The organism is Pseudomonas sp. ACM7 (assembly GCF_004136015.1).
Classification (GTDB): domain Bacteria; phylum Pseudomonadota; class Gammaproteobacteria; order Pseudomonadales; family Pseudomonadaceae; genus Aquipseudomonas; species Aquipseudomonas frigoris.
In genome coordinates this window covers 2226940-2253136 of the sequence record NZ_CP024866.1, presented here as the reverse complement: position 1 = coordinate 2253136, position 26197 = coordinate 2226940, and the positions used below count along the sequence as shown (strand labels likewise).

21 protein-coding genes are annotated in these 26197 nt (G+C 59.8%); all 21 read left to right on the top strand.

Going from position 1 to position 26197, the window contains the following annotated elements; translation table 11 throughout:
* Positions 1–112 precede the first annotated feature (112 nt).
* The 21 genes from hutC to CUN63_RS10465 all read left to right on the top strand — a co-directional run bounded on the left by hutC (position 113) and on the right by CUN63_RS10465 (position 26113).
* Positions 113–823, top strand: coding sequence for a histidine utilization repressor (gene hutC / locus CUN63_RS10565; protein WP_177326944.1), 711 nt, complete (start codon positions 113–115; stop codon positions 821–823).
* Positions 824–832: 9 nt separating this feature from the next.
* The gene (locus CUN63_RS10560; RefSeq protein ID WP_129439229.1) at positions 833–1402 is read left to right on the top strand and encodes a HutD family protein; all 570 of its coding nucleotides are present in this window, start codon (positions 833–835) and stop codon (positions 1400–1402) included.
* 460 nt (positions 1403–1862) lie between these two features.
* The gene (gene hutU, locus CUN63_RS10555; RefSeq protein ID WP_129439227.1) at positions 1863–3551 is read left to right on the top strand and encodes a urocanate hydratase; all 1689 of its coding nucleotides are present in this window, start codon (positions 1863–1865) and stop codon (positions 3549–3551) included.
* 151 nt (positions 3552–3702) lie between these two features.
* Positions 3703–5175: a cytosine permease gene (locus tag CUN63_RS10550; RefSeq protein WP_129439225.1), complete on the top strand. Its 1473-nt coding sequence runs from the start codon at positions 3703–3705 to the stop codon at positions 5173–5175.
* A gap of 68 nt (positions 5176–5243) precedes the next feature.
* The gene (locus tag CUN63_RS10545; protein WP_129439223.1) at positions 5244–6212 is read left to right on the top strand and encodes an ABC transporter substrate-binding protein; all 969 of its coding nucleotides are present in this window, start codon (positions 5244–5246) and stop codon (positions 6210–6212) included.
* Positions 6213–6282: 70 nt separating this feature from the next.
* Positions 6283–7134, top strand: a complete 852-nt coding sequence (locus CUN63_RS10540) for a proline/glycine betaine ABC transporter permease (protein WP_129439221.1) — start codon at positions 6283–6285, stop codon at positions 7132–7134.
* Complete coding sequence (locus CUN63_RS10535; RefSeq protein WP_008149478.1) at positions 7131–7961, top strand: glycine betaine/L-proline ABC transporter ATP-binding protein; 831 nt, start codon at positions 7131–7133, stop codon at positions 7959–7961. The genes CUN63_RS10540 and CUN63_RS10535 overlap by 4 nt, the downstream gene beginning before the upstream one ends.
* 141 nt (positions 7962–8102) lie before the next feature.
* Positions 8103–9626, top strand: coding sequence for a histidine ammonia-lyase (hutH, locus tag CUN63_RS10530; RefSeq protein WP_129439219.1), 1524 nt, complete (start codon positions 8103–8105; stop codon positions 9624–9626).
* A 115-nt stretch (positions 9627–9741) separates the two neighbouring features.
* Positions 9742–11274, top strand: a complete 1533-nt coding sequence (gene hutH / locus CUN63_RS10525; RefSeq protein WP_129439217.1) for a histidine ammonia-lyase — start codon at positions 9742–9744, stop codon at positions 11272–11274.
* 111 nt (positions 11275–11385) lie between these two features.
* Positions 11386–12795, top strand: coding sequence for an amino acid permease (locus CUN63_RS10520; protein WP_129439215.1), 1410 nt, complete (start codon positions 11386–11388; stop codon positions 12793–12795).
* Positions 12796–12812: 17 nt separating this feature from the next.
* The gene (gene hutI, locus CUN63_RS10515; RefSeq protein WP_129439213.1) at positions 12813–14018 is read left to right on the top strand and encodes an imidazolonepropionase; all 1206 of its coding nucleotides are present in this window, start codon (positions 12813–12815) and stop codon (positions 14016–14018) included.
* Positions 14019–14028: 10 nt separating this feature from the next.
* The gene (hutG, locus tag CUN63_RS10510) at positions 14029–14832 is read left to right on the top strand and encodes an N-formylglutamate deformylase (protein ID WP_129439211.1); all 804 of its coding nucleotides are present in this window, start codon (positions 14029–14031) and stop codon (positions 14830–14832) included.
* Positions 14833–15067: 235 nt separating this feature from the next.
* Positions 15068–16015 carry a choline ABC transporter substrate-binding protein gene (locus CUN63_RS10505; protein ID WP_129439209.1) on the top strand — a complete coding sequence of 316 codons (948 nt, stop codon included), beginning with the start codon at positions 15068–15070 and terminating at the stop codon, positions 16013–16015.
* Positions 16015–16935 carry an alpha/beta hydrolase gene (locus CUN63_RS10500; protein WP_129439207.1) on the top strand — a complete coding sequence of 307 codons (921 nt, stop codon included), beginning with the start codon at positions 16015–16017 and terminating at the stop codon, positions 16933–16935. The genes CUN63_RS10505 and CUN63_RS10500 overlap by 1 nt, the downstream gene beginning before the upstream one ends.
* A 113-nt stretch (positions 16936–17048) precedes the next feature.
* Entirely contained in the window at positions 17049–18020 is a 972-nt protein-coding gene (pip, locus tag CUN63_RS10495) for a prolyl aminopeptidase (protein ID WP_056741134.1), read from the top strand.
* Positions 18017–18454, top strand: a complete 438-nt coding sequence (dtd, locus tag CUN63_RS10490; RefSeq protein WP_008149496.1) for a D-aminoacyl-tRNA deacylase — start codon at positions 18017–18019, stop codon at positions 18452–18454. Before pip ends, dtd begins: the two co-directional genes overlap by 4 nt.
* Before the next feature lie 321 nt (positions 18455–18775).
* Entirely contained in the window at positions 18776–20605 is a 1830-nt protein-coding gene (locus CUN63_RS10485; RefSeq protein WP_129439205.1) for a glucan biosynthesis protein G, read from the top strand.
* Positions 20598–23168 (top strand): glucans biosynthesis glucosyltransferase MdoH, encoded by a 2571-nt coding sequence (gene mdoH, locus CUN63_RS10480; RefSeq protein ID WP_129439203.1) that lies wholly within the window; start codon positions 20598–20600, stop codon positions 23166–23168. The genes CUN63_RS10485 and mdoH overlap by 8 nt, the downstream gene beginning before the upstream one ends.
* Positions 23169–23455: 287 nt before the next feature.
* A complete protein-coding gene (locus CUN63_RS10475; RefSeq protein WP_129445083.1) occupies positions 23456–24253 on the top strand; it encodes a transporter substrate-binding domain-containing protein in 798 nt (265 codons plus the stop codon).
* Positions 24254–24426: 173 nt separating this feature from the next.
* On the top strand, positions 24427–25386 hold the full coding sequence (locus CUN63_RS10470) for an amino acid ABC transporter permease (RefSeq protein WP_129439201.1): 960 nt from the start codon (positions 24427–24429) through the stop codon (positions 25384–25386).
* Positions 25379–26113 carry an amino acid ABC transporter ATP-binding protein gene (locus CUN63_RS10465; protein ID WP_046045596.1) on the top strand — a complete coding sequence of 245 codons (735 nt, stop codon included), beginning with the start codon at positions 25379–25381 and terminating at the stop codon, positions 26111–26113. The genes CUN63_RS10470 and CUN63_RS10465 overlap by 8 nt, the downstream gene beginning before the upstream one ends.
* Positions 26114–26197 lie beyond the last annotated feature (84 nt).

Genomic DNA, 26197 nt, shown 5'->3' with positions numbered 1-26197 from the left:
CATATACAGACGTTTGCCTGCTCGGTAAACTCCGGCAAGCTAGCAACTTCAACCAAACGACCAAGGATTAACCGTGCCGACTCCGCCTGCAGTCTCTCCGTTGGCCGCACACATGGGCGACAGTCCGGCGCCCTTGTACGCCCGCGTCAAACAGATGATCACCCAGCAAATCGACAGTGGAAACTGGCCGCCGCACTACCGCGTTCCGTCGGAAAGCGAGTTGGTCAACCAGCTGGGTTTCAGCCGCATGACCATCAACCGCGCCCTGCGCGAGATGACCGCCGACGGTCTGCTGGTGCGCATGCAGGGTGTCGGCACGTTCGTCGCCGAACCGAAAAGTCAGTCCGCGCTGTTTGAAGTCCACAACATCGCCGACGAAATCGCCTCCCGTGGCCATCGCCACACCTGCAAGGTCATCACCCTCGAAGAAGAGGCTGCAGGTTCCGAGCGGGCGCTGGCACTGGACATGCGCGAAGGCCAGAAAGTCTTTCACTCGCTGATCGTGCATTTCGAAAACGATATTCCGGTGCAAATCGAAGACCGTTTCGTCAACGCACTGGTGGCGCCGGACTACCTCAAGCAGGACTTCACTCTGCAAACGCCATACGCCTATCTGAACCAGGTCGCGCCGCTGACTGAAGGCGAGCACGTGGTCGAGGCGATTCTGGCCGAGGCCAGCGAGTGCAAGTTGCTGCAGATTGAAAAGGGCGAGCCGTGCCTGCTGATTCGTCGCCGCACCTGGTCCGGCCGTCAGCCGGTGACAGCCGCCCGTTTGATCCACCCCGGTTCCCGTCATCGTCTGGAAGGTCGGTTTCATAAATAGAGAGCATAAATGAGTCAGTTCAAGGTTCTACGTGCAATAGATTACCCACGCATGCCATGGAAAAACGGCGGCGGCAGCACTGAAGAAATCACCCGTGATGGAGGTGCCGGCCTTGAGGGTTTCGGCTGGCGCCTGTCGATTGCCGATATCGGCGAGTCGGGCGGTTTCTCGACATTCGCGGGCTATGAGCGAGTGATCACTGTGCTGCAAGGCGACGGCATGACCTTGCGGGTTGATGGTCAGGACACGCGGCCATTGTTACCGCTGGACCCGTTTGCCTTCAGCGGCGAGAGCCAGGTTTCCTGCACATTACTCGGCGGGCCGATTCGCGATTTCAACCTGATTTATGCGCCGCAGCGTTATAGCGCGCGATTGCAGTGGCTGGACGGCGAGCAACGGTTTTTCAGCTCGGCAGGCACGGTGCTCGTGTTCAGTGTCACCGACGAGCTTGAAGTGAAGGTTGGTAACAGTGCCGCACAACTCGGTCGCCATGATTGCCTGCAACTCGACGGTAACGCCGGCCTGCTGGAAGTCTCCAGCAATGGCCCATGCTGCGTGATCGAGCTGACTGCACGCTGATTCAAAATACCTAAAAGATCGCAGCCTCGTTTCACTCGACAGCTCCTACAAGATGAACACCATCCCTGTAGGAGCTGTCGAGTGAAACGAGGCTGCGATCTTTTGCTTTTCAACGTTCCCGAATGCGCACCAACTTGTTACCGAACGCCCCAGCGTGGCGCAAAACCCCGCTCAAGTAACAGCTGTAACCCTCCTCGCAAAATCCCCCCGAAAAATTTCATCTTTGCCAGAACCCTTGATCCAGGCGCTTTCCAGCCCTTTAAAAATTTTTCTTGAACACTCATCCAGCAAGTTGGCCGCTTGATTGCATATGCTTGTATGTACAAGTAAAGACGTATGCGTATGAGTCGATCGAGACTCCTCGCAACGTCCACTGATTCGCTTGTGTCGCTTTGACGCGCACAGGCTGGCTTACCCACCGCCAGGGTTGGTTTGGATTGATCGCTGAGGAGTCTTTTTCGTGACTGACAATACCCAGAAACCTACGAAGTATCGTGACGTTGAAATTCGTGCCGCTCGCGGTAACAAGCTGACCGCCAAAAGCTGGCTGACTGAAGCGCCGCTGCGCATGCTGATGAATAACCTCGACCCGGAAGTCGCCGAGAACCCTAAAGAACTGGTGGTTTACGGTGGTATCGGCCGTGCAGCACGTAACTGGGAATGCTACGACAAGATCGTCGAAAGCCTGACCAACCTGAATGACGACGAGACCCTGCTGGTGCAATCCGGCAAGCCGGTCGGCGTATTCAAGACCCACACCAACGCCCCGCGCGTACTGATCGCCAACTCCAACCTGGTGCCACACTGGGCGAGCTGGGAACACTTCAACGAACTCGACGCCAAAGGCCTGGCCATGTACGGCCAGATGACCGCCGGCAGCTGGATCTACATCGGCAGCCAGGGCATCGTTCAAGGCACCTACGAAACCTTCGTCGAAGCCGGTCGCCAACACTACAACGATGACCTGAAAGGTCGTTGGGTTCTGACCGCAGGCCTGGGCGGCATGGGCGGCGCTCAGCCTCTGGCCGCGACCCTGGCCGGCGCTTGCTCGCTGAACATCGAATGCCAGCAGGTCAGCATCGATTTCCGTTTGAACAGCCGTTATGTCGATGAGCAAGCCACCGACCTCGACGACGCTCTGGCCCGCATCGCCAAATACACCAAGGAAGGCAAAGCGATTTCCATCGCCCTGTTGGGTAACGCGGCCGAAATCCTGCCAGAACTGGTCAAGCGCGGTGTGCGCCCGGACATGGTCACCGACCAGACCAGCGCCCACGACCCGCTCAACGGTTACCTGCCGGCCGGCTGGACCTGGGAAGAGTACCGCGCTCGCGCCAAGACCGAGCCAGCCGCTGTCGTCAAAGCTGCCAAGCAATCCATGGCCGTGCACGTTAAAGCGATGCTCGAATTCCAGAAAATGGGCATTCCGACCTTCGACTACGGCAACAACATCCGTCAGATGGCCCAGGAAGAAGGCGTAGAAAACGCGTTCGACTTCCCGGGTTTCGTACCCGCTTACATCCGTCCGCTGTTCTGCCGCGGTATCGGCCCGTTCCGTTGGGCTGCACTGTCGGGCGATCCGCAAGACATCTACAAAACCGACGCCAAGGTCAAAGAACTGATCCCGGACGACGCGCACCTGCACAACTGGCTGGACATGGCCCGCGAGCGCATCAGCTTCCAGGGTCTGCCGGCACGTATCTGCTGGGTTGGCCTGGGCCTGCGCGCCAAGCTTGGTCTGGCGTTCAACGAAATGGTTCGCAGCGGTGAATTGTCCGCGCCAATCGTGATCGGTCGCGACCACCTGGACTCCGGTTCGGTCGCCAGCCCGAACCGCGAAACCGAATCCATGCAGGACGGTTCCGATGCCGTGTCCGACTGGCCACTGCTCAACGCTCTGCTCAATACCGCGAGCGGCGCGACCTGGGTTTCCCTGCACCACGGCGGCGGCGTCGGCATGGGCTTCTCCCAGCACTCGGGCATGGTGATTGTCTGCGACGGTACTGACGAAGCGGCCGAGCGTATCGCTCGCGTCCTGCACAACGACCCGGCTACCGGTGTCATGCGTCACGCCGATGCGGGTTACCAGATCGCGATCGACTGCGCCAAGGAGCAGGGGCTGAACCTGCCGATGATTACCGGCAAATAATGCAAAACCCTGTAGGAGCTGCCGCAGGCTGCGATCTTTTGGCGTCGTTACTGACGCCGAAGATCAAGATCAAAAGATCGCAGCCTCGTTTCACTCGACAGCTCCTACAGGGACCGAGCGAATTCCAATAACAATCCACAGAGGTTGAATCATGGCTGTTAACAGCGATCGTGCAGGCAGTAAACCGTTGATCGAGAAACGTTCGATCGACTACATCCCGGAAGCGGAGAGACACGGTCGTCTGTTGAGCCAGTTCACCCTGTGGATGGGTGCCAACCTGCAAATCACCGCGATTGTCACCGGGGCCCTGGCCGTGGTGCTGGGCGGTGACGTGTTCTGGTCGTTGATCGGTCTGTTGATCGGTCAACTGCTCGGCGGTGGCGTAATGGCGCTGCATGCCGCGCAAGGGCCCAAGCTTGGCCTGCCGCAGATGATCTCCAGCCGGGTACAGTTCGGCGTGTATGGCGCGGCCATCCCGATCGTGCTGGTGTGTCTGATGTACCTCGGCTTCACCGCAACGGGAACCGTGCTTTCCGGCCAGGCGCTGGGCCAGTTGTTTGGCGTCAGCGACAGCGTCGGCATCCTGATTTTCGCCAGTGTCATCGTGCTGGTCACGGTGCTCGGTTATCGAGTGATCCATTGGATTGGCCGTGTTGCCAGTGTTATTGGTGTGATCGCCTTCGTTTACCTGTTCAGCCGTCTGATGAGTCAGACCGACGTTGGCGCGCTTCTGCAAATCCGCCACTTCAGTTGGAGCAGCTTCCTGCTGGCGGTGTCGCTCGCGGCGTCCTGGCAGATCGCCTTCGGCCCGTACGTGGCGGACTATTCTCGCTACTTGCCAAGCAAGACGTCCTCGGTGAAAACCTTTTTCGCAGCGGGTGCGGGTTCGGTGATTGGCGCACAGGTGGCGATGATCCTCGGTGTGTTTGCCGCGGCTTCGGCCAACGGGCAATTTGCCGGCCACGAAGTGGCGTACATCGTTGGTTTGGGCGGTACCGGTGCCACCGCTGCGCTGCTGTACTTCAGCATCGCGTTCGGCAAGGTCACCATCTCCACGCTGAACTCCTATGGCAGCTTCATGTGCATTGCGACCATCATCAGCGGTTTCCGTGGTGAGCTGAAGGTAACGCGCTTGCAGCGTCTGGTCTTCGTGCTGGTCATCGTCGGTACTGCGACCCTGATGGCGTTGCTCGGTCAGCACTCGTTCCTCGGTGCGTTCAAGTCCTTCATCCTGTTCCTGCTGGCGTTCTTTACGCCATGGAGCGCGATCAACCTGGTGGACTACTACTGCATCACTCGCGAGCGCTATGACGTGCCGGCGCTGGCCGATCCGAACGGTCGCTACGGCCGTTGGAACGTCCTCGGTATCAGCGTCTATGTCTTCGGTGTGCTGGTGCAACTGCCGTTTATCTCCTCCAAGTTTTATACCGGTCCGCTGGTGGCCGCTCTGGGTGATGTGGATATCTCCTGGATCATCGGTCTGGTGCTGCCCGCAGCCCTGTATTACGTGTGCGCAAAAAAATGGCATGGCTCGGTACCCGATCAACTGATTCTGCCGGTCGAGCAGGACAGCGTTGCACAACCTAAAACAAGCGGGGCCGGTCGCGCTGCGGCGCAGGCCTGATTGGACGTGGACAGGGCTGGATGCCTCTTGACTGCCGTAAGCCAACTCATGATTAGGAGCGTCACACAATGAAATCGAACAAGACCCTGCTGACCACATTGCTTTCCATGGGCCTGCTGGCCAGCGCCGGCGCCACTCAGGCGGCGGGTTGGTGCGAGTCGGGCAAACCGGTGAAGTTCGCCGGCCTGAACTGGGAAAGTGCCATGCTGCTGACCGACGTGCTGCAAGTCGTGTTGGAGAAAGGCTACGACTGCAAGACCGACAGCCTGCCGGGCAACTCCATCACCATGGAAAACGCCCTGAGCAGCAATGACATTCAAGTGTTTGCCGAAGAATGGGTCGGCCGTAGCGAAGTCTGGAACAAGGCTGAGAAGGCCGGCAAGGTCGTCGGTGTCGGCGCGCCTGTCGTGGGTGCTGTCGAAGGCTGGTACGTGCCGCGTTACGTGATCGAAGGCGACGCCAAGCGCAAGTTGGAACCAAAGGCTCCAGACCTGAAAAACATTGCTGACCTGGGCAAGTATTCCGCGGTGTTCAAGGACGCCGAAGAGCCAGCCAAGGGTCGTTTCTACAACTGCCCGGCCGGCTGGACCTGTGAGCTGGACAACAGTGAAATGCTGAAAAGCTACGGCCTGGAAAGCACCTACACCAACTTCCGTCCGGGCACCGGCCCGGCGCTGGATGCCGCGGTGCTGTCGAGCTACAAACGTGGCGAGCCGATCCTGTTCTACTACTGGTCGCCAACCCCGCTGATGGGCCAGGTTGATCTGGTGAAACTCGAAGAGAAACCAGGCGTGGACAAGCGCGTGACCATCAAGGTCGGCCTGTCCAAAACCTTCCACGAGCAAGCCCCGGAACTGGTGGCGGTGCTGGAGAAGGTCAACCTGCCAATCGACCTGCTCAACCAGAACCTCGGGCGCATGGCCAAAGAGCGGATCGAGTCACCAAAACTGGCGAAAATCTTCCTCAAGGAACATCCTGAAGTCTGGCACGCATGGGTGAGCGAAGACGCAGCCAAAAAGATCGACGCGGCCTTGTAGGTTGAGTTTCTCCGACTGCCCTGAGCGGCAGTCGGATGCTTGATCGCAACCCCTTGATTGAGAGCCTCTTATGTTTCCCGAAAGCTTTACCTTTTCCATCGCCGACTGGGTCAACAGTTGGGTCGATTCGCTGGTCACCAACTACGGCGACGTGTTCCGGCAAATCTCCGACACCCTGTTGTGGGCCATCGTCAATCTTGAAGGGCTGCTGCGTGCGGCACCCTGGTGGCTGATGCTGGCGATCGTGGCGGGCGTTGCCTGGCACGCGACCCGCAAAGTCGTGACCACCGCCGTGATCGTTGGCTTGTTGTTCCTGGTGGGCGCGGTCGGCCTCTGGGACAAGCTGATGCAGACCCTGGCGCTGATGATGGTGGCGACCATCATTTCGGTGATGATCGGCATTCCGCTGGGCATTCTTTCGGCGCGCAGCAATCGCCTGCGTTCGATATTGATGCCGCTGCTGGACATCATGCAGACCATGCCGAGTTTCGTGTACCTGATCCCGGTGTTGATGCTGTTCGGCCTGGGCAAGGTCCCGGCGATTTTCGCCACCGTGATCTACGCCGCACCACCGCTGATCCGCCTGACTGATCTGGGTATTCGCCAGGTTGACGGCGAAGTGATGGAAGCGATCAACGCCTTCGGTGCCAACCGCTGGCAACAACTGTTTGGCGTGCAACTTCCGCTGGCCCTGCCGAGCATCATGGCCGGGATCAACCAGACCACCATGATGGCCCTGTCGATGGTAGTGATTGCCTCGATGATCGGTGCCCGTGGCCTGGGTGAAGACGTGTTGGTGGGGATTCAGACCCTCAACGTCGGACGTGGTCTTGAGGCGGGTCTGGCGATCGTGATTCTGGCAGTGGTTATCGACCGTATTACTCAGGCGTATGGTCGGGCACGGCATGAGGTGAGCAAATGAACAACGAAGCCATCAGCAAAATCGAAGTCAAAAACGTCTTCAAGATTTTCGGCAACCGTTCCAAGGATGCGCTGGCCATGATCGGCCAGGGCAAAACCAAAGATCAGGTGCTGTCCGAAACCGGCTGTGTGGTCGGCGTGAACGACTTGTCCCTGAGCATCGGCACCGGCGAGATCTTCGTGATCATGGGGCTGTCGGGTTCCGGCAAGTCGACGCTGGTGCGCCACTTCAATCGCCTGATCGACCCGACCAGCGGCGCGATCCTGGTGGACGGCGTGGACATCCTGCAATACGACATGGAAGCCCTGCGCGAATTTCGCCGGCACAAGATCAGCATGGTGTTCCAGAGCTTCGGCCTGCTGCCGCACAAGACCGTGGTGGATAACGTCGCCTACGGCCTGAAAGTGCGTGGCGAGACCAAGCAAATGTGCTCCGAGCGCGCGCTGCACTGGATCAACACCGTGGGCCTCAAGGGCTACGAAAACAAATACCCGCATCAGCTCTCGGGCGGCATGCGTCAGCGTGTGGGCCTGGCTCGCGCCTTGGCGGCGGACACCGACATCATCCTGATGGACGAAGCCTTCAGTGCCCTCGACCCGCTGATTCGCGCCGAGATGCAGGACCAGTTGCTGGAACTGCAAAAGACCCTGCACAAGACCATCGTCTTCATCACCCACGACCTCGACGAGGCCGTGCGTATCGGCAACCGCATTGCGATTCTCAAGGATGGCCGCCTGATTCAGGTGGGTACGCCAAGAGAGATCCTGCATTCGCCGGCGGATGAGTATGTGGACCGGTTCGTACAGCGTCGGGCTGCGGTGGTTTAAAGGTTTGCGGTGTTTGTGCTGGCCTCTTCGCGAGCAAGCTCGCTCCCACATTTGGAATGCGTACCCCTGTGGGAGCGGGCTTGCTCGCGAAGAGGCCAGCAAAGCTGCATCAATATTCAAGTTGTACGCACGAGGTTGAAGATGTCCCAGGCTGAAAAAATCGTTATCGCCGACGCCCCGTTGCGTTGGCAGGATGTGGTCGCCGTAGCCCGCCACGGCGCACAGCTTGAGCTGTCGCCACAGACCTGGGCACGGATCGAAAATGCCCAGGCGATCGTCCAGCGCATCGTCGTCAGCGGCGAGCGCGCCTATGGCGTCAACACCGGCCTCGGCGCGCTGTGCAATGTCTCGCTCAAAGACGAGCAACTCAGCCAATTGTCGCGCAACACCCTGCTCAGTCACGCCTGTGGCGTCGGCGCGCCATTGGCCGACGAACAGACCCGCGCAATCATCTGCGCCGCCATTCGCAACTATAGCCATGGCAAATCCGGCATTCATCGCCGGGTGGTCGAAGCCCTGTTGGCGCTGCTCAACCGCGGCATCACCCCGCAAGTGCCATCCCAAGGTTCGGTGGGTTACCTGACCCACATGGCCCACATCAGCATCGCGCTGCTGGGTGTCGGCAATGTCAGCTATCGCGGGCAGATCGTTTCCGCGCAGCAAGCCCTGGCCGAAGAAGGTCTGCAACCGGTTCAGCTCGGTGCCAAAGATGGCTTGTGCCTGGTCAACGGCACGCCGTGCATGACCGGCCTCAGCTGCCTGGCGCTGGCCGACGCGACGCGTCTGGTGCAATGGGCCGACGTGATCGGCGCCATGAGCTTCGAAGCCCAGCGCGGTCAAATTGCCGCGTTCGATGCCGAGATCATCGCGCTCAAACCGCATCCAGGCATGCAGCAAGTCGGCATCAACCTGCGGGCGTTGCTCGATGGCAGTGAAGTGATTGCCAGCAGCAAAGGCATTCGTACTCAGGATGCGCTGAGCATCCGCTCGATTCCGCAAGTTCACGGCGCCGCTCGCGATCAGCTTGAACACGCGAAAAAGCAGATCGAAACCGAACTCAACTCGGTCACCGACAACCCGATGCTGCTGGGTACGCCGGACGACTTCAGGGTGGTGTCCCAGGCCAACCCGCACGGTCAATCCGTAGCCTTGGCGGCGGATTTGCTGGCCATCGCCATGGCTGAAATCGGCTCCGTCGCCGAACGTCGGCTGGATCGCTTGATCAATCCTCACGTCAGTGGTCTGCCGGCGTTTCTGGTGGCCAACCCGGGGGTGAACTCCGGGATGATGATCGTCCAGTACGTCGCCGCTTCGCTGTGTGCGGAAAATCGTCAGCTGGCGCAACCGGCCGTACTCGACAACTACGTCACCTCGGGCCTGCAGGAAGACCACCTGAGCCTGGGCACCAACGCCGCGTTGAAGCTGCATCGCGCCCTGGAAAACTGCACGCAGATCCTCGCCATCGAGTACCTGCTGGCGGCTCAGGCGTTTGAATTCTTGAAAGAACAACGCTTCGGCGCCGGCACCGATGCCGCCTGGCGTCTGCTGCGCGAGCGAGTCCCGGCCTACGACCAGGACCGCTGGCTGGCACCGGACATCGCCAGTGCCGCCGCCGTTTTGAAAGACCCGATTTTGCTGCACAAAGTGTTACCGAACCTGAACTGATTTCCACCACACCAGCGTGCCAAGGCGCGGCTCCCCAGAAGGCGAGGCGCGACGGACAACGGACATCTCCGGAGCGTCTGGTGAGTTAATAGAAACTCTCAAAAGGAGCATAGAAATGACTGCGTTAAACCTTATTCCAGGCCAACTGAGCCTTGCCCAACTGCGTGATGTTTATCAGCAACCGGTCAAAATCACCCTCGACAACAGTGCCTCGGCCCAGATCGAAGCCAGCGTTGCCTGCGTGGAACAGATCCTCGCCGAGAACCGCACCGCTTATGGCATTAACACCGGTTTCGGCCTGCTGGCTTCGACCCGTATCGCCAGCGAAGACCTGGAAAACCTGCAGCGCTCGCTGGTGCTGTCCCACGCCGCCGGTGTCGGCGAGCCGATCAGCGACGCGCTGGTTCGCTTGGTCATGGTGCTCAAGGTCAACAGCCTGAGCCGCGGTTTTTCCGGCATTCGTCGCGTAGTGATCGACGCGCTGATCGCCCTGATCAACGCCGAGGTTTACCCGCACATTCCATTGAAAGGTTCGGTCGGTGCCTCCGGTGACCTGGCGCCTTTGGCCCACATGTCGCTGGTGCTGCTGGGCGAAGGTAAAGCTCGCTACAAAGGCGAGTGGATGGAAGCCATCGAAGCGCTGAAAGTCGCCGGTCTGACTCCGCTGACCCTGGCTGCCAAAGAAGGTCTGGCGCTGCTCAACGGCACTCAGGTTTCTACCGCTTATGCATTGCGTGGTTTGTTCGAAGGCGAAGACCTGTTTGCTGGCGCCCTGGCCATTGGTGGTATGACTGTTGAAGCCGTGCTGGGCTCGCGCTCGCCGTTCGACGCGCGCATCCACGCCGCTCGTGGCCAGAAAGGCCAGATCGACGCCGCTGCCGCTTACCGCGACCTGCTGGGCGAGCGCAGCGAAGTGTCCGACTCGCACCAGAACTGCGAAAAGGTCCAGGACCCGTACTCCCTGCGCTGCCAGCCGCAAGTCATGGGCGCTTGCCTGACCCAGTTCCGTCAGGCCGCCGAAGTGCTCGCCATCGAAGCCAACGCCGTTTCGGACAACCCGCTGGTATTCGCCGCTGAAGGCGACGTGATCTCCGGCGGTAACTTCCACGCCGAACCGGTCGCCATGGCTGCCGACAACATGGCCCTGGCCATCGCTGAAATCGGGTCCCTGAGCGAACGTCGTATCTCGCTGATGATGGACAAGCACATGTCGCAACTGCCGCCGTTCCTGGTGGCCAATGGCGGCGTGAACTCCGGCTTCATGATCGCCCAGGTGACTGCTGCGGCATTGGCCAGCGAGAACAAGGCGTTGTCCCATCCGCACTCGGTGGACAGCCTGCCGACGTCGGCGAACCAGGAAGACCACGTTTCCATGGCGCCGGCTGCCGGCAAGCGTCTGTGGGAAATGGCCGAAAACACGCGCGGCGTTCTCGCGGTGGAATGGTTGGCGGCTTGTCAGGGTCTGGACCTGCGTGACGGTCTGAAGACTTCGACCAAGCTGGAAAAGGCTCGCGCCATCCTGCGTGCTGAAGTGCCGTTCTATGAGAAGGATCGGTTCTTTGCACCGGACATCAATGCGGCTAGCGAGCTTCTGGCGACTCGTTGCCTGAACGAGCTGGTTTCGGCGAAGTTGTTGCCTAGCCTGTAATAGCCTCTTCGCGAGCAAGCCCGCTCCCACAGGGGTTACGCAATCCAATGTGGGAGCGAGCCTGCTCGCGATTCGATCATTTCCTCCAATAAAAATAATTAAGGACGAGCAATGCAACAGCCAGCAAAAGGTTTGAAACGCGGGCTCTCTGCCCGACATATTCGCTTCATGGCACTGGGGTCGGCGATCGGCACCGGGCTGTTTTACGGTTCTGCCTCGGCCATTCAAATGGCCGGTCCTGCGGTCCTGCTCGCTTACCTGATCGGTGGTGCGGCGGTGTTCATGGTCATGCGCGCCCTCGGTGAGATGGCGGTGCACAACCCGGTGGCGGGCTCTTTCGGCCACTACGCCAGCACTTATCTTGGGCCGATGGCGGGCTTCATCCTCGGTTGGACCTACGCGTTTGAAATGGTCATCGTCGGCATGGCCGACGTCACCGCATTCGGTATTTACATGGGCTTCTGGTTTCCGGAAGTCGCCCGGTGGATCTGGGTACTGGGCATCGTTTCGGTGGTCGGCGGCTTGAACCTGTGCAACGTCAAAGTCTTCGGTGAAATGGAGTTCTGGCTGTCGCTGCTCAAGGTCGCGGCCATCGTCGCGATGATCCTCGGTGGCTTCGGCATCATGCTGTTCGGCATCAGCACGGCGCCCGGCGCCCAGGCGACCGACATCAGCAATCTCTGGAGCCATGGCGGCTTCATGCCCAATGGCGTGGGCGGCTTGATCGCTTCGTTCGCGGTGGTGATGTTTGCGTTTGGCGGCATTGAAATCATCGGCGTGACCGCCGGTGAAGCCAAAGACCCGCAACACGTGCTGCCCAGGGCGATCAATGCCGTACCGTTGCGTATCCTGCTGTTCTACGTACTGACGATGTTCGTACTGATGTCGATCTTTCCATGGCAGCAGATTGGCAGCCAAGGCAGTCCATTCGTGCAGATTTTCGACAACCTGGGGATCAGCTCGGCGGCGACCATTCTCAATATCGTGGTGATCTCGGCAGCGGTTTCGGCGATCAACAGTGACATCTTCGGCGCTGGCCGCATGATGTACGGTCTGGCCCAGCAAGGGCATGCGCCCAAAGGCTTCGCCCGCTTGTCGCGCAACGGTGTGCCATGGATGACCGTGGTGGTGATGAGCGTCGCGCTGCTGCTGGGCGTGCTGCTGAACTACCTGATTCCGGAAAACGTGTTCCTGTTGATCGCCTCTATCGCCACCTTTGCGACGGTGTGGGTCTGGTTGATGATTCTGTTCACCCAAGTGGCCATGCGTCGCTCCATGAGTGCCGAGCAGGTCGCCCAACTGAAATTCCCGGTACCGTTCTGGCCTTATGCGCCGATGGCGGCGATTGCCTTCATGCTGTTCATCTTTGGCGTGTTGGGCTATTTCCCGGACACCCAGGCGGCTCTGATCGTCGGCGTGGTCTGGATTGTATTGCTGGTGCTGGCCTACCTGACGTGGGTGAAACCGGCGGCAGGGAAGGCAGTACCGGTGGAGCGGGAACCTTCTTTTTCTCATCGATAACCTAACGGAGGCCACGGATGAAAACTCTCTGGCAACACTGCCACGTCGCAACCATGGCGCAAGGCGCCTACTCGATCATCGAGGATGCGGCCATCGTGACGTCAGGAGCGCACATTGAGTGGATCGGCCCACGCGCTGAACTGCCGTCGGGCGAGTACCCGGCAGTCAATGATCTTAAAGGGGCCTGGGTGACGCCGGGCCTGATCGACTGCCACACCCACACGGTGTTCGGCGGTAACCGCAGCGGTGAATTCGAGCAGCGTCTGCAAGGCGTCAGCTATGCAGAAATCGCAGCGGCCGGTGGTGGCATCGCCAGCACCGTGCGCGCCACTCGCGCGGCCACTGAAGATGAACTGTTCGCCAGCGCCGCCAAGCGTCTGAAGAGCCTGATGCGCGACGGCGTGACCACCGTCGAGATGAAATCCGGCTACGGCCTGGACCTGGCCAGCGAACGCAAGATCTTGCGGGTCATCCGCCGTCTCGGCGCCGAGTTCCCGGTCAGCGTGCGCAGCACCTGCCTGGCCGCTCACGCCTTGCCGCCGGAATACGTGGATCGTGCCGACGACTACATCGATCACATCTGCGCCGAGATGCTCCCGGCCCTGGCCGCCGAAGGGCTGGTGGATGCGGTGGACGCGTTCTGCGAGTACCTGGCGTTTTCGCCGGCGCAGGTCGAGCGGGTGTTCATCGCCGCACAACAACTTGGTCTGCCGGTGAAGCTGCACGCCGAACAGTTGTCGTCGTTGCATGGCTCGAGTCTGGCGGCGCGTTACCACGCACTGTCGGCCGATCACCTGGAATTCATGACCGAAGACGACGCCATCGCCATGGCCAAGTCCGGCACCGTCGCGGTGTTGCTGCCCGGCGCGTTCTACTTTCTGCGGGAAACCCAATTGCCGCCGATGGAAGCTTTGCGCAAACACGGCGTGAAAATCGCCATCGCTACCGACCTCAACCCAGGCACCTCACCGGCGCTGTCGTTGCGTTTGATGCTGAACATGGCGTGCACCTGTTTCCGCATGACCCCGGAAGAAGCCTTGGCTGGTGCAACGATTCATGCCGCCACGGCACTGGGCATGGCTGAAACCCACGGTTCGCTGGAAGTCGGCAAGTGTGCAGATTTCGTCGCCTGGCAAATCGATCGTCCGGCCGACCTCTCGTATTGGCTGGGCGGTGACCTGGAAAAACGCGTCGTGCGTCACGGCGTTGAAGTGAGCATTTAGGAGAACGGTTGTGGATAAGGTTCTGAACTTCAAACAAGGTCGCGTGCCGCTGCTGATCAGCATGCCCCACGCCGGCCTGCGCCTGACCCCGACGGTCGAAGCCGGGTTGATCCCCGACGCGAAAAGCCTGCCCGACACTGACTGGCATATCCCGCAGCTATACGAATTTGCTGCCGAGCTGGGTGCCAGCACCTTGGCCGCCGAGTACTCGCGTTTTGTCATCGACCTGAATCGACCGTCTGACGACAAGCCTTTGTATGCCGGCGCGACCACCGGTCTGTACCCGGCGACGCTGTTCGACGGTACTCCGTTGTTCCGTGAGGGTATGGAGCCGTCGGCGGCGGAACGAGCGACTTACCTGGAGCAGATCTGGACGCCGTACCACCGCACTTTGCAGAGCGAGCTGGCGCGACTGAAGGCTGAGTTTGGCTACGCGCTGCTGTTCGATGCGCACTCGATCCGCTCGATCATCCCGCATCTGTTCGACGGCAAACTGCCGGACTTCAACCTTGGCACCTTCAACGGTGCCAGTTGCGATCCACAGTTGGCCACTCAGTTGGAAGCCATCTGCGCGCGCCACGGCGAGTACAGCCATGTGCTGAACGGTCGCTTCAAGGGCGGCCACATCACTCGCCATTACGGCAATCCGGCCAAGAACATCCATGCCGTGCAACTGGAGTTGGGCCAGTGCACCTACATGGAAGAGTTCGAGCCGTTCCGTTATCGCCCGGATCTGGCGGCGCCGACGCAGGTGGTGCTCAAGGAATTGCTGCAAGGGCTGCTGACCTGGGCCCAAAAGCACTACAGCGCATAAGATCAAAAGATCAAAAGATCAAAAGATCGCAGCCTTCGGCAGCTCCTACATTGGTCGTGTGAAAACTCGATCCTGTAGGAGCTGCCGAAGGCTGCGATCTTTTTGGTGCTGTCGCCACTGTGCAAAACACGGTCGCCACAGTTCGCTTTTACCCTCTCGACGCTGCGTAATGTTCTGGGCACGGTGCACAAAGACACCGGCCCACAATAATCCGCTGCCGTACGAGATAATCCCGATGAAAAGACTGTTCACCCGCTGTCTCTCAATCCTCTGCGGCACTGCTCTGCTGAGCACCAGCGTTCTGGCCAGTGACGACGCTTCCTGCAAGGCCGTGCGCATGGGCGTGGTCAACTGGACCGACGTGATCGCCACCAGCGGCATGGCCGATGTGTTACTCAACGGCCTCGGTTACGAAAGCAAGCAAACCAGCGCCGTGCAGCAAATCATCTTCGCCGGCATCCGCGACAAGCGTCTGGACATCTACCTCGGTTACTGGAAACCGGCGATGGACAAAAACATCGCGCCGTTCCTGGCTGCCAATCAGGTGAAGGTCATGGACAAACCGAGCCTGGCCGACGCTCAGGCAACCCTCGCCGTACCTGAATATGTCGCCGAAGCGGGCCTGAAAACCTTCGCCGATATCGCCAAATTCAAGGATCAACTCGGCGGCAAGATCTACGGCATCGAGCCCGGCAGTGGCGCCAACACCACCATCAAAACCATGATCGAGACCAATCAATTTGGCTTGAAGGATTTCAAGCTGATCGAGTCGGGTGAGGCCGGCATGCTTGCCGCCGTTCAGCGGGCGGTGAATCGCAAGGAATTCGTAGTGTTCGTCGGCTGGACCCCGCACCCGATGAACATCAACATGAAGATCGCCTACCTGACCGGCAGCGAAGACGTTTACGGCCCGAACGAAGGCGCCGCCACCGTTTCCACCGTGACCGCCCCGGACTACGCCCAGCGCTGCCCGAATGTGAATCGCCTGCTGGAAAACCTGACCTTCACCGCGGCCCAGGAAAGCCAGTTGATGGTGCCGATCATGGAGCGTAAAACGCCGCAGGATGTTGCCAGACAATGGCTACGTGATCATCCCGAGGATCTTCAGCGCTGGCTTGCCGGTGTCAGCAGTTTTGATGGCAAGGATGGCGTGGCGACCGTTCAGACCAGTTTGAAACTTTGATGAGTTCCTATCCGTTATCCGAGCAAATGGCGGCTTTCGTCGAGAAAACCGTCAGCTTCAACAGCACCGACAGCAGTCTCGGTGGTTTGCGCCAGGCTTATAGCGACATGTGCCGGGCGTTCACTCCGTCACGTCCCGCCGGGCTGTATGTGGTCGATTTTGAATTGGCCGGCGTGCCGGTGCGGTCTTATCAGCCGCCGGTTTCGCCACCGACCAGCGGTTGTCCGTGCATCGTGTATCTGCACGGCGGTGGGTGGGTGGTGGGGGGGCTGGATTCCCACGACTTCATCTGCGCCGAACTGGCGTCGACGCTCGGCGTGCTGGTGATCGCCGTCGATTATCGGTTGGCACCGGAATATCCGTTTCCGGCGGCGTTCGAGGATTGTCTGGGTGTCTGGCGCGCACTACGGACCGGGCCATTCCGGCTCGATCCCGAGCGAACGCTGGTGGTCGGGGACAGCGCCGGTGGCAACCTTGCGGCGGCGTTGTGTCTGGCGTTGCGCGATGCGGGCGAGCCATTGCCGGCTGCGCAGGTGCTGATTTATCCGGGGCTGGGCGGTGATCACCGATTGCCGTCGCGCAGCGAATGCGTCGATGCTCCCTTGCTCAGCAGCAGCGACCTGGATTGTTATCACGCCCTGTACTTGCGCGGTACTGGGCAGCCAAGTGCCTATGCGATGCCGTTGCTCGCCGAGGATTTCAGTGGGTTGCCGCCGGCCTTGATCGCCGTGGCACAATTCGACCCGCTGCGCGATGACGGCATGCTCTACGCCGAGCGACTGAATGCAGCAGGCGTGGCAGCGACGCTTTATTACGGGGAGGGGTTGGTTCACGGCTGTTTGCGGGCTCGGGGGCAGGTCGCCGAGGTCGACGCACTCTATGAAACGCTGCTCGGCTATTTGTCTGAAAAAACAGGCTGAGAAACTCTGACTCTGCAAGGCATGCTCATTGGCGTAATTCGGGTTTATGATGCCGGACGGCAGAATCATAGAAGTCCCCCCAGGGATGACCTCGACCCCTTACGGAGCGCGCAATGCAGACTTTGTACCCGCAGATCAAACCCCACGCCCGGCACGATCTGGCCGTCGATGAAACCCACACGCTGTATGTCGACGAAAGCGGTTCGCCGGAAGGTTTGCCGGTGGTGTTCATCCACGGCGGCCCCGGCGCCGGGTGTGATGCCCAGAGTCGTCGGTTTTTCGATCCGAACCTGTATCGCATTGTGACCTTCGACCAGCGCGGTTGCGGTCGTTCCACGCCCCACGCCAGCCTGGAGAACAACACCACCTGGGATCTGGTCGCCGACCTTGAGCGAATTCGCCAGCACCTTGGCATCGATAAATGGGTGTTGTTCGGCGGTTCATGGGGATCGACCCTGGCACTTGCCTACGCGCAAACCCACCCGGAGCGTGTGCACGGTCTGATTCTGCGCGGGATTTTTCTCTGCCGTCCGCAGGAAATCGAGTGGTTCTACCAGTGTGGCGCCAGTCGTCTGTTCCCCGATTACTGGCAGGACTACATCGCGCCGATCCCGCTGGACGAGCGCGAAGACTTGCTCTCGGCTTTCCACAAACGCCTGATCGGCAACGATCAGATTGCCCAGATGCACGCGGCCAAGGCCTGGTCCACCTGGGAAGGCCGGACCGCCACCCTGCGCCCGAACCCGATGGTGGTCGATCGTTTCTCCGAGCCACAGCGCGCACTGTCGATTGCCCGCATCGAATGTCACTACTTCACCAACAATGCGTTCCTTGAGCCCAACCAGCTGATCCGCGACATGGGCAAGATCGCCCATTTGCCTGGCGTGATCGTCCACGGTCGCTACGACGTGATCTGCCCGCTGGATAACGCCTGGGAGCTGCATCAGAACTGGCCGAACAGTGAATTGCAGGTGATCCGTGACGCCGGCCATGCCGCCTCCGAACCTGGCATTACTGACGCACTGGTTCGCGCCGCCGATCAGATGGCCCATCGTCTGCTCGACCTGGCCCCTGAAGAAGCATGAAGGGCCTGCTGCAACGCGTGCGTGGCGCGCGAGTCGAGGTAGCGGGGGAGGTGGTTGGCGCCGTCGATCAGGGTTTGCTGGTGTTGGTGGCGGTCGAGCCCGAGGATACTCGGGCCAGCGCCGACAAACTTCTGCAGAAACTGCTTAACTATCGTGTGTTCAGTGACGCCGAGGGCAAGATGAATCTGTCCTTGGCGGATGTAGGCGGTGGGTTGCTGCTGGTCTCACAGTTCACCCTGGCCGCCGATACCAAGAGCGGGTTGCGTCCGAGTTTTTCGACCGCTGCCCCTCCGGCCCTGGGCGAGGAGCTTTTCGACTATCTATTAGGTAAGGCGAAACAGGTGCATGGCACTGTGGCATCAGGTAGATTCGGCGCGGATATGCAGGTGCACCTGGTCAACGACGGCCCGGTAACCTTCCTGTTACAGACCTGAAAGCGCTTGAAACATGTTTTTAAGGGCTTTTCGACTGAAAACAGGCGTTTTTCGCGATAAATACTTTGTTACCCCTGATGCGTTGTAACGCGGCCTACTAGATAATCGCGCGCTACGGGGATCAGCGTTCGTTGGTCCATTTTGACTTAGGTAGAGACTTGTCCTGGACCTCTTGGGGAATCATTTAGCCCCATAGGAGTCGGAACAATGCTCGCCAACTTGGCAAGAGTGGTCTGTAGGGTCGGTTTTTCCATGCCGTATTCCTCTCAGGCACTTTAACTGGCCGTTGGTTTTTTGATCTGTTTTCGGCGAGGGTTGCTCGTGATTGTTAGTCCCTGTAATGCAAAATTGTCTGCCAAACGGTTACGAAGCGCTCTGGTAGCGGGCTCTGCACTGCTCTGCCTGCTCAGCGCCGGTCAGCTTTGGGCATTCAATCTGGATGATGTATCGGTCAAGGCAAAAGAGCTGGCCGGGCAGAAATACGAAGCTGCGCGCAGTAACCTGCCGAACGAGTTCCGCGAGATGAAATTTGCGGACTATCAAAAAATTCGCTTCCTGACCGAAAAAGCCGAGTGGGCCGATCAGAAAACCCCGTTCAAGCTGTCGTTCTATCACCAGGGTATGCATTTCGATACGCCGGTGAAAATCAACGAAATCACAGCTAACACCGTCGAAGAGATCAAATACGACCCAAGTCGTTTCGATTTCGGCGACGTGAAGTTCGATCCTAAAGCCACCGAACAACTGGGTTATGCCGGTTTCCGTGTGCTGTACCCGATCAACAAGGCTGACAAGCAAGACGAAATCATGACCATGCTCGGCGCGAGTTACTTCCGCGTTGTCGGCAAGGGTCACACCTATGGCTTGTCCGCTCGCGGCATGGCCATCGATACCGCGTTGCCGTCCGGCGAAGAATTCCCGCGTTTCACCGAGTTCTGGATTCAACAGCCGAAGCCGGGTGACAAGCACCTGGTGATCTTCGCCCTGCTGGATTCGCCACGCGCTACCGGTGCCTATCGCCTGACCCTGCGTCCGGGCAGCGACACCGTTGTCGACGTCAAGGCCAAGATGTTCCTGCGTGACAAGGTCACCAAGCTTGGCGTTGCGCCGCTGACCAGCATGTTCCTGTTCGGTGCCAATCAGCCGTCGAAAGTGCTGAACTACCGTCGCGAATTGCACGACTCCAGCGGCCTGTCGATCCATGCCGGCAATGGCGAATGGATCTGGCGCCCACTGAACAACCCGAAACACCTGGCGGTGAGCAACTTCTCGATCGAGAACCCGCGCGGTTTCGGCCTGCTGCAACGTGGCCGCGACTTCAGCCACTACGAAGACCTCGACGACCGCTACGACAAGCGCCCAAGTGCCTGGATCGAACCAGAAGGCGATTGGGGCAAGGGCTCCGTCGATCTGGTAGAGATTCCGACTGCGGACGAAACCAACGACAATATCGTTGCGTTCTGGAGTCCGGAAAAACTGCCTGAGCCTGGCCAGTCCCTGGATGTTGCTTACCGCATGCACTGGACCATCGACGAAGCTGCACTTCACGCACCGGACAGCGCCTGGGTTCAACAGACCCTGCGTTCTACGGGCGACGTTAAACAGTCCAACCTGATTCGTCAGCCGGACGGTAGCGTTGCTTATCTGGTGGACTTCGAAGGCCCGTCCCTTGCGGCATTGCCGGAAACTGCGGACGTTCGCAGTCAGGTCAGCGTTGGCGAGAATGCCGAGTTGGTCGAGAACAGCGTACGTTACAACCCTGAAACCAAGGGCTGGCGCCTGACGTTACGGATGAAGATCAAGGATCCGGGCAAGCCTACCGAGATGCGTGCTGCACTGGTCGAGAACATCGTGCCTGCCGACCTGGCCAAAACATCGGTACCCGCGTCCAATTCGTCCGTCGCCAAGGCCGACAAGATTGCCGCCCGGCAGCAGGAGAAGCTGGACAGGGAAGCCAAGGAAGCCAAGGAAACCAAGCAAGCTGAGACCAAGCAGGTTGGAGCCATGCCAGCCGTAGATTCCAAGGACAAGGACAACAAAGACGCCAAGCAGCCAGTCGCTGCCGACGCGGCCCCAGCCACACCGGAATCGGCACCGACTGAAGAAGTCCTGACCGAGACCTGGAGCTACCAGTTGCCTGCCGATGAGTAATTCTCAAGTACAGCCAGAGACTCTTGCCGAGTATCTGGCGCATCTACCAATGACCGACGAGCAGCGCGCGGAACTCGCGGGCTGCCAGTCTTTCAGCGAATTGCATGAACGCCTTTCGTCCTCGACGTTCGACGCGCCGACCGAGGCTGCTCAAGCTTCGGTGGGTCGTCGCCTGACCCTGAACACCGCCGAAGAACTGGCAGACGCTGAAATGCTGGTGCTCGACGCCAGCGGCCGGGTCTGTCTGCGGGCAACCCCGCCGATTCGTCGGACCAAAGTCGTGCCGGAGCCGTGGCGCACCAACATTCTGGTGCGTGGCTGGCGTCGTCTGACCGGTCGCACCAATCCGCCGGCCCCGCCGAAGGATGAAAATGTGCTGCCGGCGGCTCGCTGGCGCACCGTCGGTTCGATCCGTCGCTACATTCTGCTGATACTGATGCTCGGCCAGACCATCGTTGCTGGCTGGTACATGAAAGGCATCATGCCGTACCAAGGCTGGTCGTTCGTCGACCTGAACGAAGTGCTGCATCAACCGCTGTCGCAAACGGCTACGCAAGTACTGCCGTATGCGCTGCAAACCAGCATCCTGATTCTGTTCGGGATTCTGTTCTGCTGGGTGTCGGCCGGTTTCTGGACGGCACTGATGGGCTTCCTCGAGTTGCTCACAGGCCATGACAAATACCGCATTTCTGGTAAAAGCGCCGGTAACGAGCCGATCCCCAAGGACGCGCGCACCGCACTGGTGATGCCGATCTGCAACGAAGACGTGCCTCGGGTGTTTGCCGGGTTGCGGGCGACCTTCGAGTCGGTTGCGGCCACGGGCAACCTGGATCGCTTCGACTTCTTTGTCCTCAGCGACAGTAACGACGCCGATATCTGCGTTGCCGAGCAACAAGCCTGGCTGGACGTCTGCCGTGAAGCCAAGGGCTTCGGCAAGATCTTCTATCGCCGCCGTCGCCGTCGCGTTAAGCGTAAAAGCGGCAACCTCGACGACTTCTGCCGTCGTTGGGGCGGTGATTACAAGTACATGGTCGTGCTCGACGCGGACTCCGTGATGAGCGGCGATTGCCTGACCAGTCTGGTGCGCTTGATGGAAGCCACCCCGGACGCCGGGATCATCCAGACCGCGCCGCGCGCGTCTGGCATGGACACGCTGTATGCACGCATGCAGCAGTTCGCCACCCGCGTGTACGGTCCGCTGTTTACCGCCGGTCTGCACTTCTGGCAGTTGGGCGAATCCCACTACTGGGGCCACAACGCGATCATCCGCATGAAGCCGTTCATCGAGCACTGCGCCCTGGCGCCGTTGCCCGGTAAAGGCGCGTTTGCCGGTGCAATTCTGTCCCACGACTTCGTTGAAGCGGCGCTGATGCGCCGTGCCGGCTGGGGCGTGTGGATTGCCTACGACTTGCCGGGCAGCTACGAAGAGTTGCCGCCGAACCTGCTGGACGAACTCAAGCGTGACCGTCGCTGGTGCCACGGCAACCTGATGAACTTCCGGTTGTTCCTGGTAAAAGGCATGCACCCGGTGCACCGTGCGGTGTTCCTGACGGGCGTGATGTCTTACTTGTCGGCGCCGTTGTGGTTCTTCTTCCTCGTGCTGTCGACGGCGCTGCTGGCGGTCAACACGCTGATGGAGCCGCAGTACTTCCTTGAGCCGCGCCAGCTCTATCCGTTGTGGCCACAATGGCACCCGGACAAGGCGATCGCGCTGTTCTCGACCACCGTCGTGCTGCTGTTCCTGCCGAAGTTGTTGAGCATCATCCTGATCTGGGCCAAGGGCGCGAAAGAGTTCGGTGGCAAGTTCAAGGTGACGTTGTCGATGCTGCTGGAGATGCTGTTCTCCATGCTGCTGGCGCCGGTGCGGATGATTTTCCACACCCGCTTCGTGCTCGCCGCGTTCCTCGGCTGGGCCGCGACCTGGAACTCGCCGCAACGTGACGACGACTCCACGCCATGGAGCGAAGCGGTCAAACGCCACGGTCCGCAAACCTTGCTGGGCTTCTTCTGGGCCCTGCTGGTGATCTGGCTGAACCCGAGCTTCCTCTGGTGGCTGGTGCCGATCGTCGGTTCGTTGATGCTGTCGATTCCGGTGTCGGTGATTTCCAGTCGAGTCGGCCTGGGCCTCAAGTCCCGTGACGAAAGCCTGTTCCTGATCCCTGAGGAATACAATCCGCCACAGGCGTTGCTGGCGACCGACCAGTACACCCACGAAAACCGTTGGCATGCGCTGAACGACGGCTTCGTCCGCTCGGTGGTCGATCCACAGCAGAACGCCTTGGCGTGCTCGCTGGCGACGTCCCGTCACCGTCAGGCCGAGCCGATCGAGTGGCTGCGGATCGAACGGGTGCGTCATGCGCTGAAAGCCGGGCCTGAGGGTCTGAACAACAATGAGCGCGTGGAACTGCTCAGTGACCCGGTAGCACTGGGTCGTCTGCATGAGCAGATCTGGAACGAAGCTCACCCCGAGTGGCTGGAGGCGTGGCGTAAATCGGTGAAGGCCGATCCCCATGCGCCGCTGTTGCCGCTCAAACCGCTGAGTGTGCAGCCTCAGTTGGCCTGATGAAATCCCCCCGCATCCTTTGAGATCGGGGGCGCTTCAAAAAGATCGCAGCCTTCGGCAGCTCCTACAGGGTGTACATCTGTAGGAGCTGCCGAAGGCTGCGATCTTTTGCTTTCCGTCCTCCGAAACAACAAATCCCACCCAAACCCTTGTGCAAACGAACGAGTGCGTTAGCATCCGTCCCCGAATTGGTGCGCCCGGACAACTTTCTGTTCGTATCTGCCGGTTTTCCAAGGAAAACCTGCGGTTTGCGCGCCTCACAACGCGATGGTTTTGGGGACTTGATGATGAAGAAGTATCTCTCGATGCTGCTGGTCGGCGTCACGGCATTGGTTGCAGTCAACGCGGCGCACGCCGGTGCCATCGATGACGCGGTCAAGCGCGGCACGCTGAAAGTCGGCATGGACCCGACCTACATGCCGTTCGAAATGACCAACAAGCGTGGCGAGATCATCGGCTTCGAAGTCGACATCCTCAAAGCCATGACCAAGGCCATGGGCGTCAAGCTGGAGATGGTTTCCACCGGCTACGACGGCATTATTCCGGCCTTGCTCACCGACAAGTTCGACATGATCGGCAGCGGCATGACCCTGACCCAGGAACGCAACCTGCGCCTGAACTTCAGCGAACCGTTCATCGTGGTGGGCCAGACCCTGCTGATCCGCAAGGAACTGGAACGCACCATCAAGTCCTATAAAGACCTGAACACCGCCGACTACCGCATCACTTCCAAGCTTGGCACCACCGGCGAGATGGTCGCCAAGAAGCTTATATCCAAGGCCAACTACCACGGCTACGACAACGAGCAGGAAGCCGTGCTCGACGTGGTCAACGGCAAGGCCGATGCCTTTATCTACGACGCGCCTTACAACGTCGTGGCGGTGAGCAAGGTCGGTGCCGGCAAACTGGTGTTCCTCGACAAGCCGTTCACCTACGAGCCTTTGGCCTTCGTTCTGAAGAAGGGTGACTACGACAGCCTCAACTTCATCAATAACTACCTGCGTCAGATCCACGAAGACGGCACCTACGATCGCATCCATGACAAGTGGTTCAAAGACACCGCTTGGCTCAAGGACATGGAATAAGGATTTCTGCTGCGGTGTATCAGTAACACCACGCCGCTTCAATCGCGAGCAAGCTCGCTCCCACAGTTGATCGATGTGAACACAACCTTTGTGTCCGGCACAGACCCTGTGGGAGCGAGCTTGCTCGCGATGGCGTCCTCCTTGGCGACACAAATTTCGGAATCTGCTTACAGATGAAACAGAAAAAAGCCCAATGGCCGTGGCACGTTTTAACCGTGCTGCTGCTGATCGGCCTGGCCGGCGCGTTGTATTACGCCACCTCGCTGATGTCCTACGAATGGCGCTGGAACCGTGTGCCGCAATACTTCGCCTATCACGCCGAAGAATCCCAGCGTGCCGCCGATATCTCCACCGTCAGCGAACTGGTGCGCAAGGGCGACAAGGCTGAAGTCACCCTGCGCAATGATGCCGGTACAGAGCAGCACCTGACCGTCGACGATAGCAGCCTGCAAGTCGCCCAAGGTGATGACGTGGCAGAAGGCGACGTGATTGGCGTGACCCGCCATTGGGCCGCCGGACCGCTGATGTGGGGGCTCTGGACCACCTTGTGGTTGTCCGTGGTTTCAGGTGTGCTCGGTCTGCTGATCGGCCTCGCCACGGGTCTGTGCCGACTGTCGAACAATCCGACCCTGCGCGATCTCTCGACAATCTACGTCGAACTGGTCCGCGGTACGCCGCTGCTGGTGCAGATCTTCATTTTCTACTTCTTCATCGGCACCGTGATGAACCTCTCCCGGGAGTTCGCCGGGATCGCCGCGCTATCGCTGTTCACCGGCGCTTATGTGGCGGAAATCATCCGTTCCGGCGTTCAATCCATCGCCCGTGGCCAGAACGAAGCCGCGCGCTCCCTGGGTTTGAGCGCTGGTCAGTCGATGCGCCACGTGGTGCTGCCGCAAGCGTTCAAACGAGTGCTGCCACCGCTGGCCGGCCAGTTCATCAGTCTGGTCAAGGACACCTCGCTGGTGTCGGTGATCGCCATTACCGAACTGCTGAAAAGCGGTCGCGAAGTCATCACCACCTCGTTCTCGCCGTTCGAAATCCTGTTCTGCGTGGCCGGTCTGTACCTGTTGATCAACCTGCCGCTGTCGAAAATCGCCAGCCGGCTTGAGCGGAGGCTCGCGCAAAGTGATTGAAGTCCGCGATCTGGTAAAAGTTTTCGACACCCGCGGCCACGTGGTTCGCGCAGTGGATAACGTCTCGACGCACGTGGCCAAGGGCGAAGTGCTGGTGGTGATTGGCCCGTCCGGTTCCGGCAAGTCGACCTTCCTGCGCTGCCTCAATGGCCTCGAGGAATTCGACTCGGGTTCGGTGAGCATCGACGGCTTGCAACTGGCCGACCCGAAAACCGATGTGAATGCCTACCGCCGTGAAGTCGGCATGGTGTTCCAGCATTTCAACCTGTTCCCGCACATGACCGTGCTGGAAAACCTTTGTCTGGCCCAGAAAGTCGTGCGCAAGCGCGGCAAGAAGGAGCGCGAGGCCAAGGCCTTGGCGTTGCTGGAGAAAGTCGGCATTGCGCAGAAAGCCAACGAGTTTCCGTCGCGTCTTTCCGGTGGTCAGCAGCAGCGCGTGGCCATCGCCCGGGCACTGGCGATGGAGCCGAAGGTCATGCTGTTCGATGAGCCGACCTCGGCGCTCGACCCGGAAATGGTCGGCGAAGTGCTGGACGTGATGAAAACCCTGGCGGTGGAAGGCATGACCATGGTCTGCGTCACCCACGAAATGGGCTTCGCCCGGGAAGTGGCGGATCGGGTGCTGTTTTTCGATCACGGTAAATTGCTGGAAGACGCTTCACCGGCCGAATTCTTCGATGCACCGAAGGATCCGCGGGCTCAGGCCTTCTTGCGCCAGGTTCTCTAACCTCAGCGCCTGCGGAACCGCATTCGCGAGCAAGCCCGCTCTCACATTGGTTTTGTGATCGACACATATCCCCTGTGGGAGCGA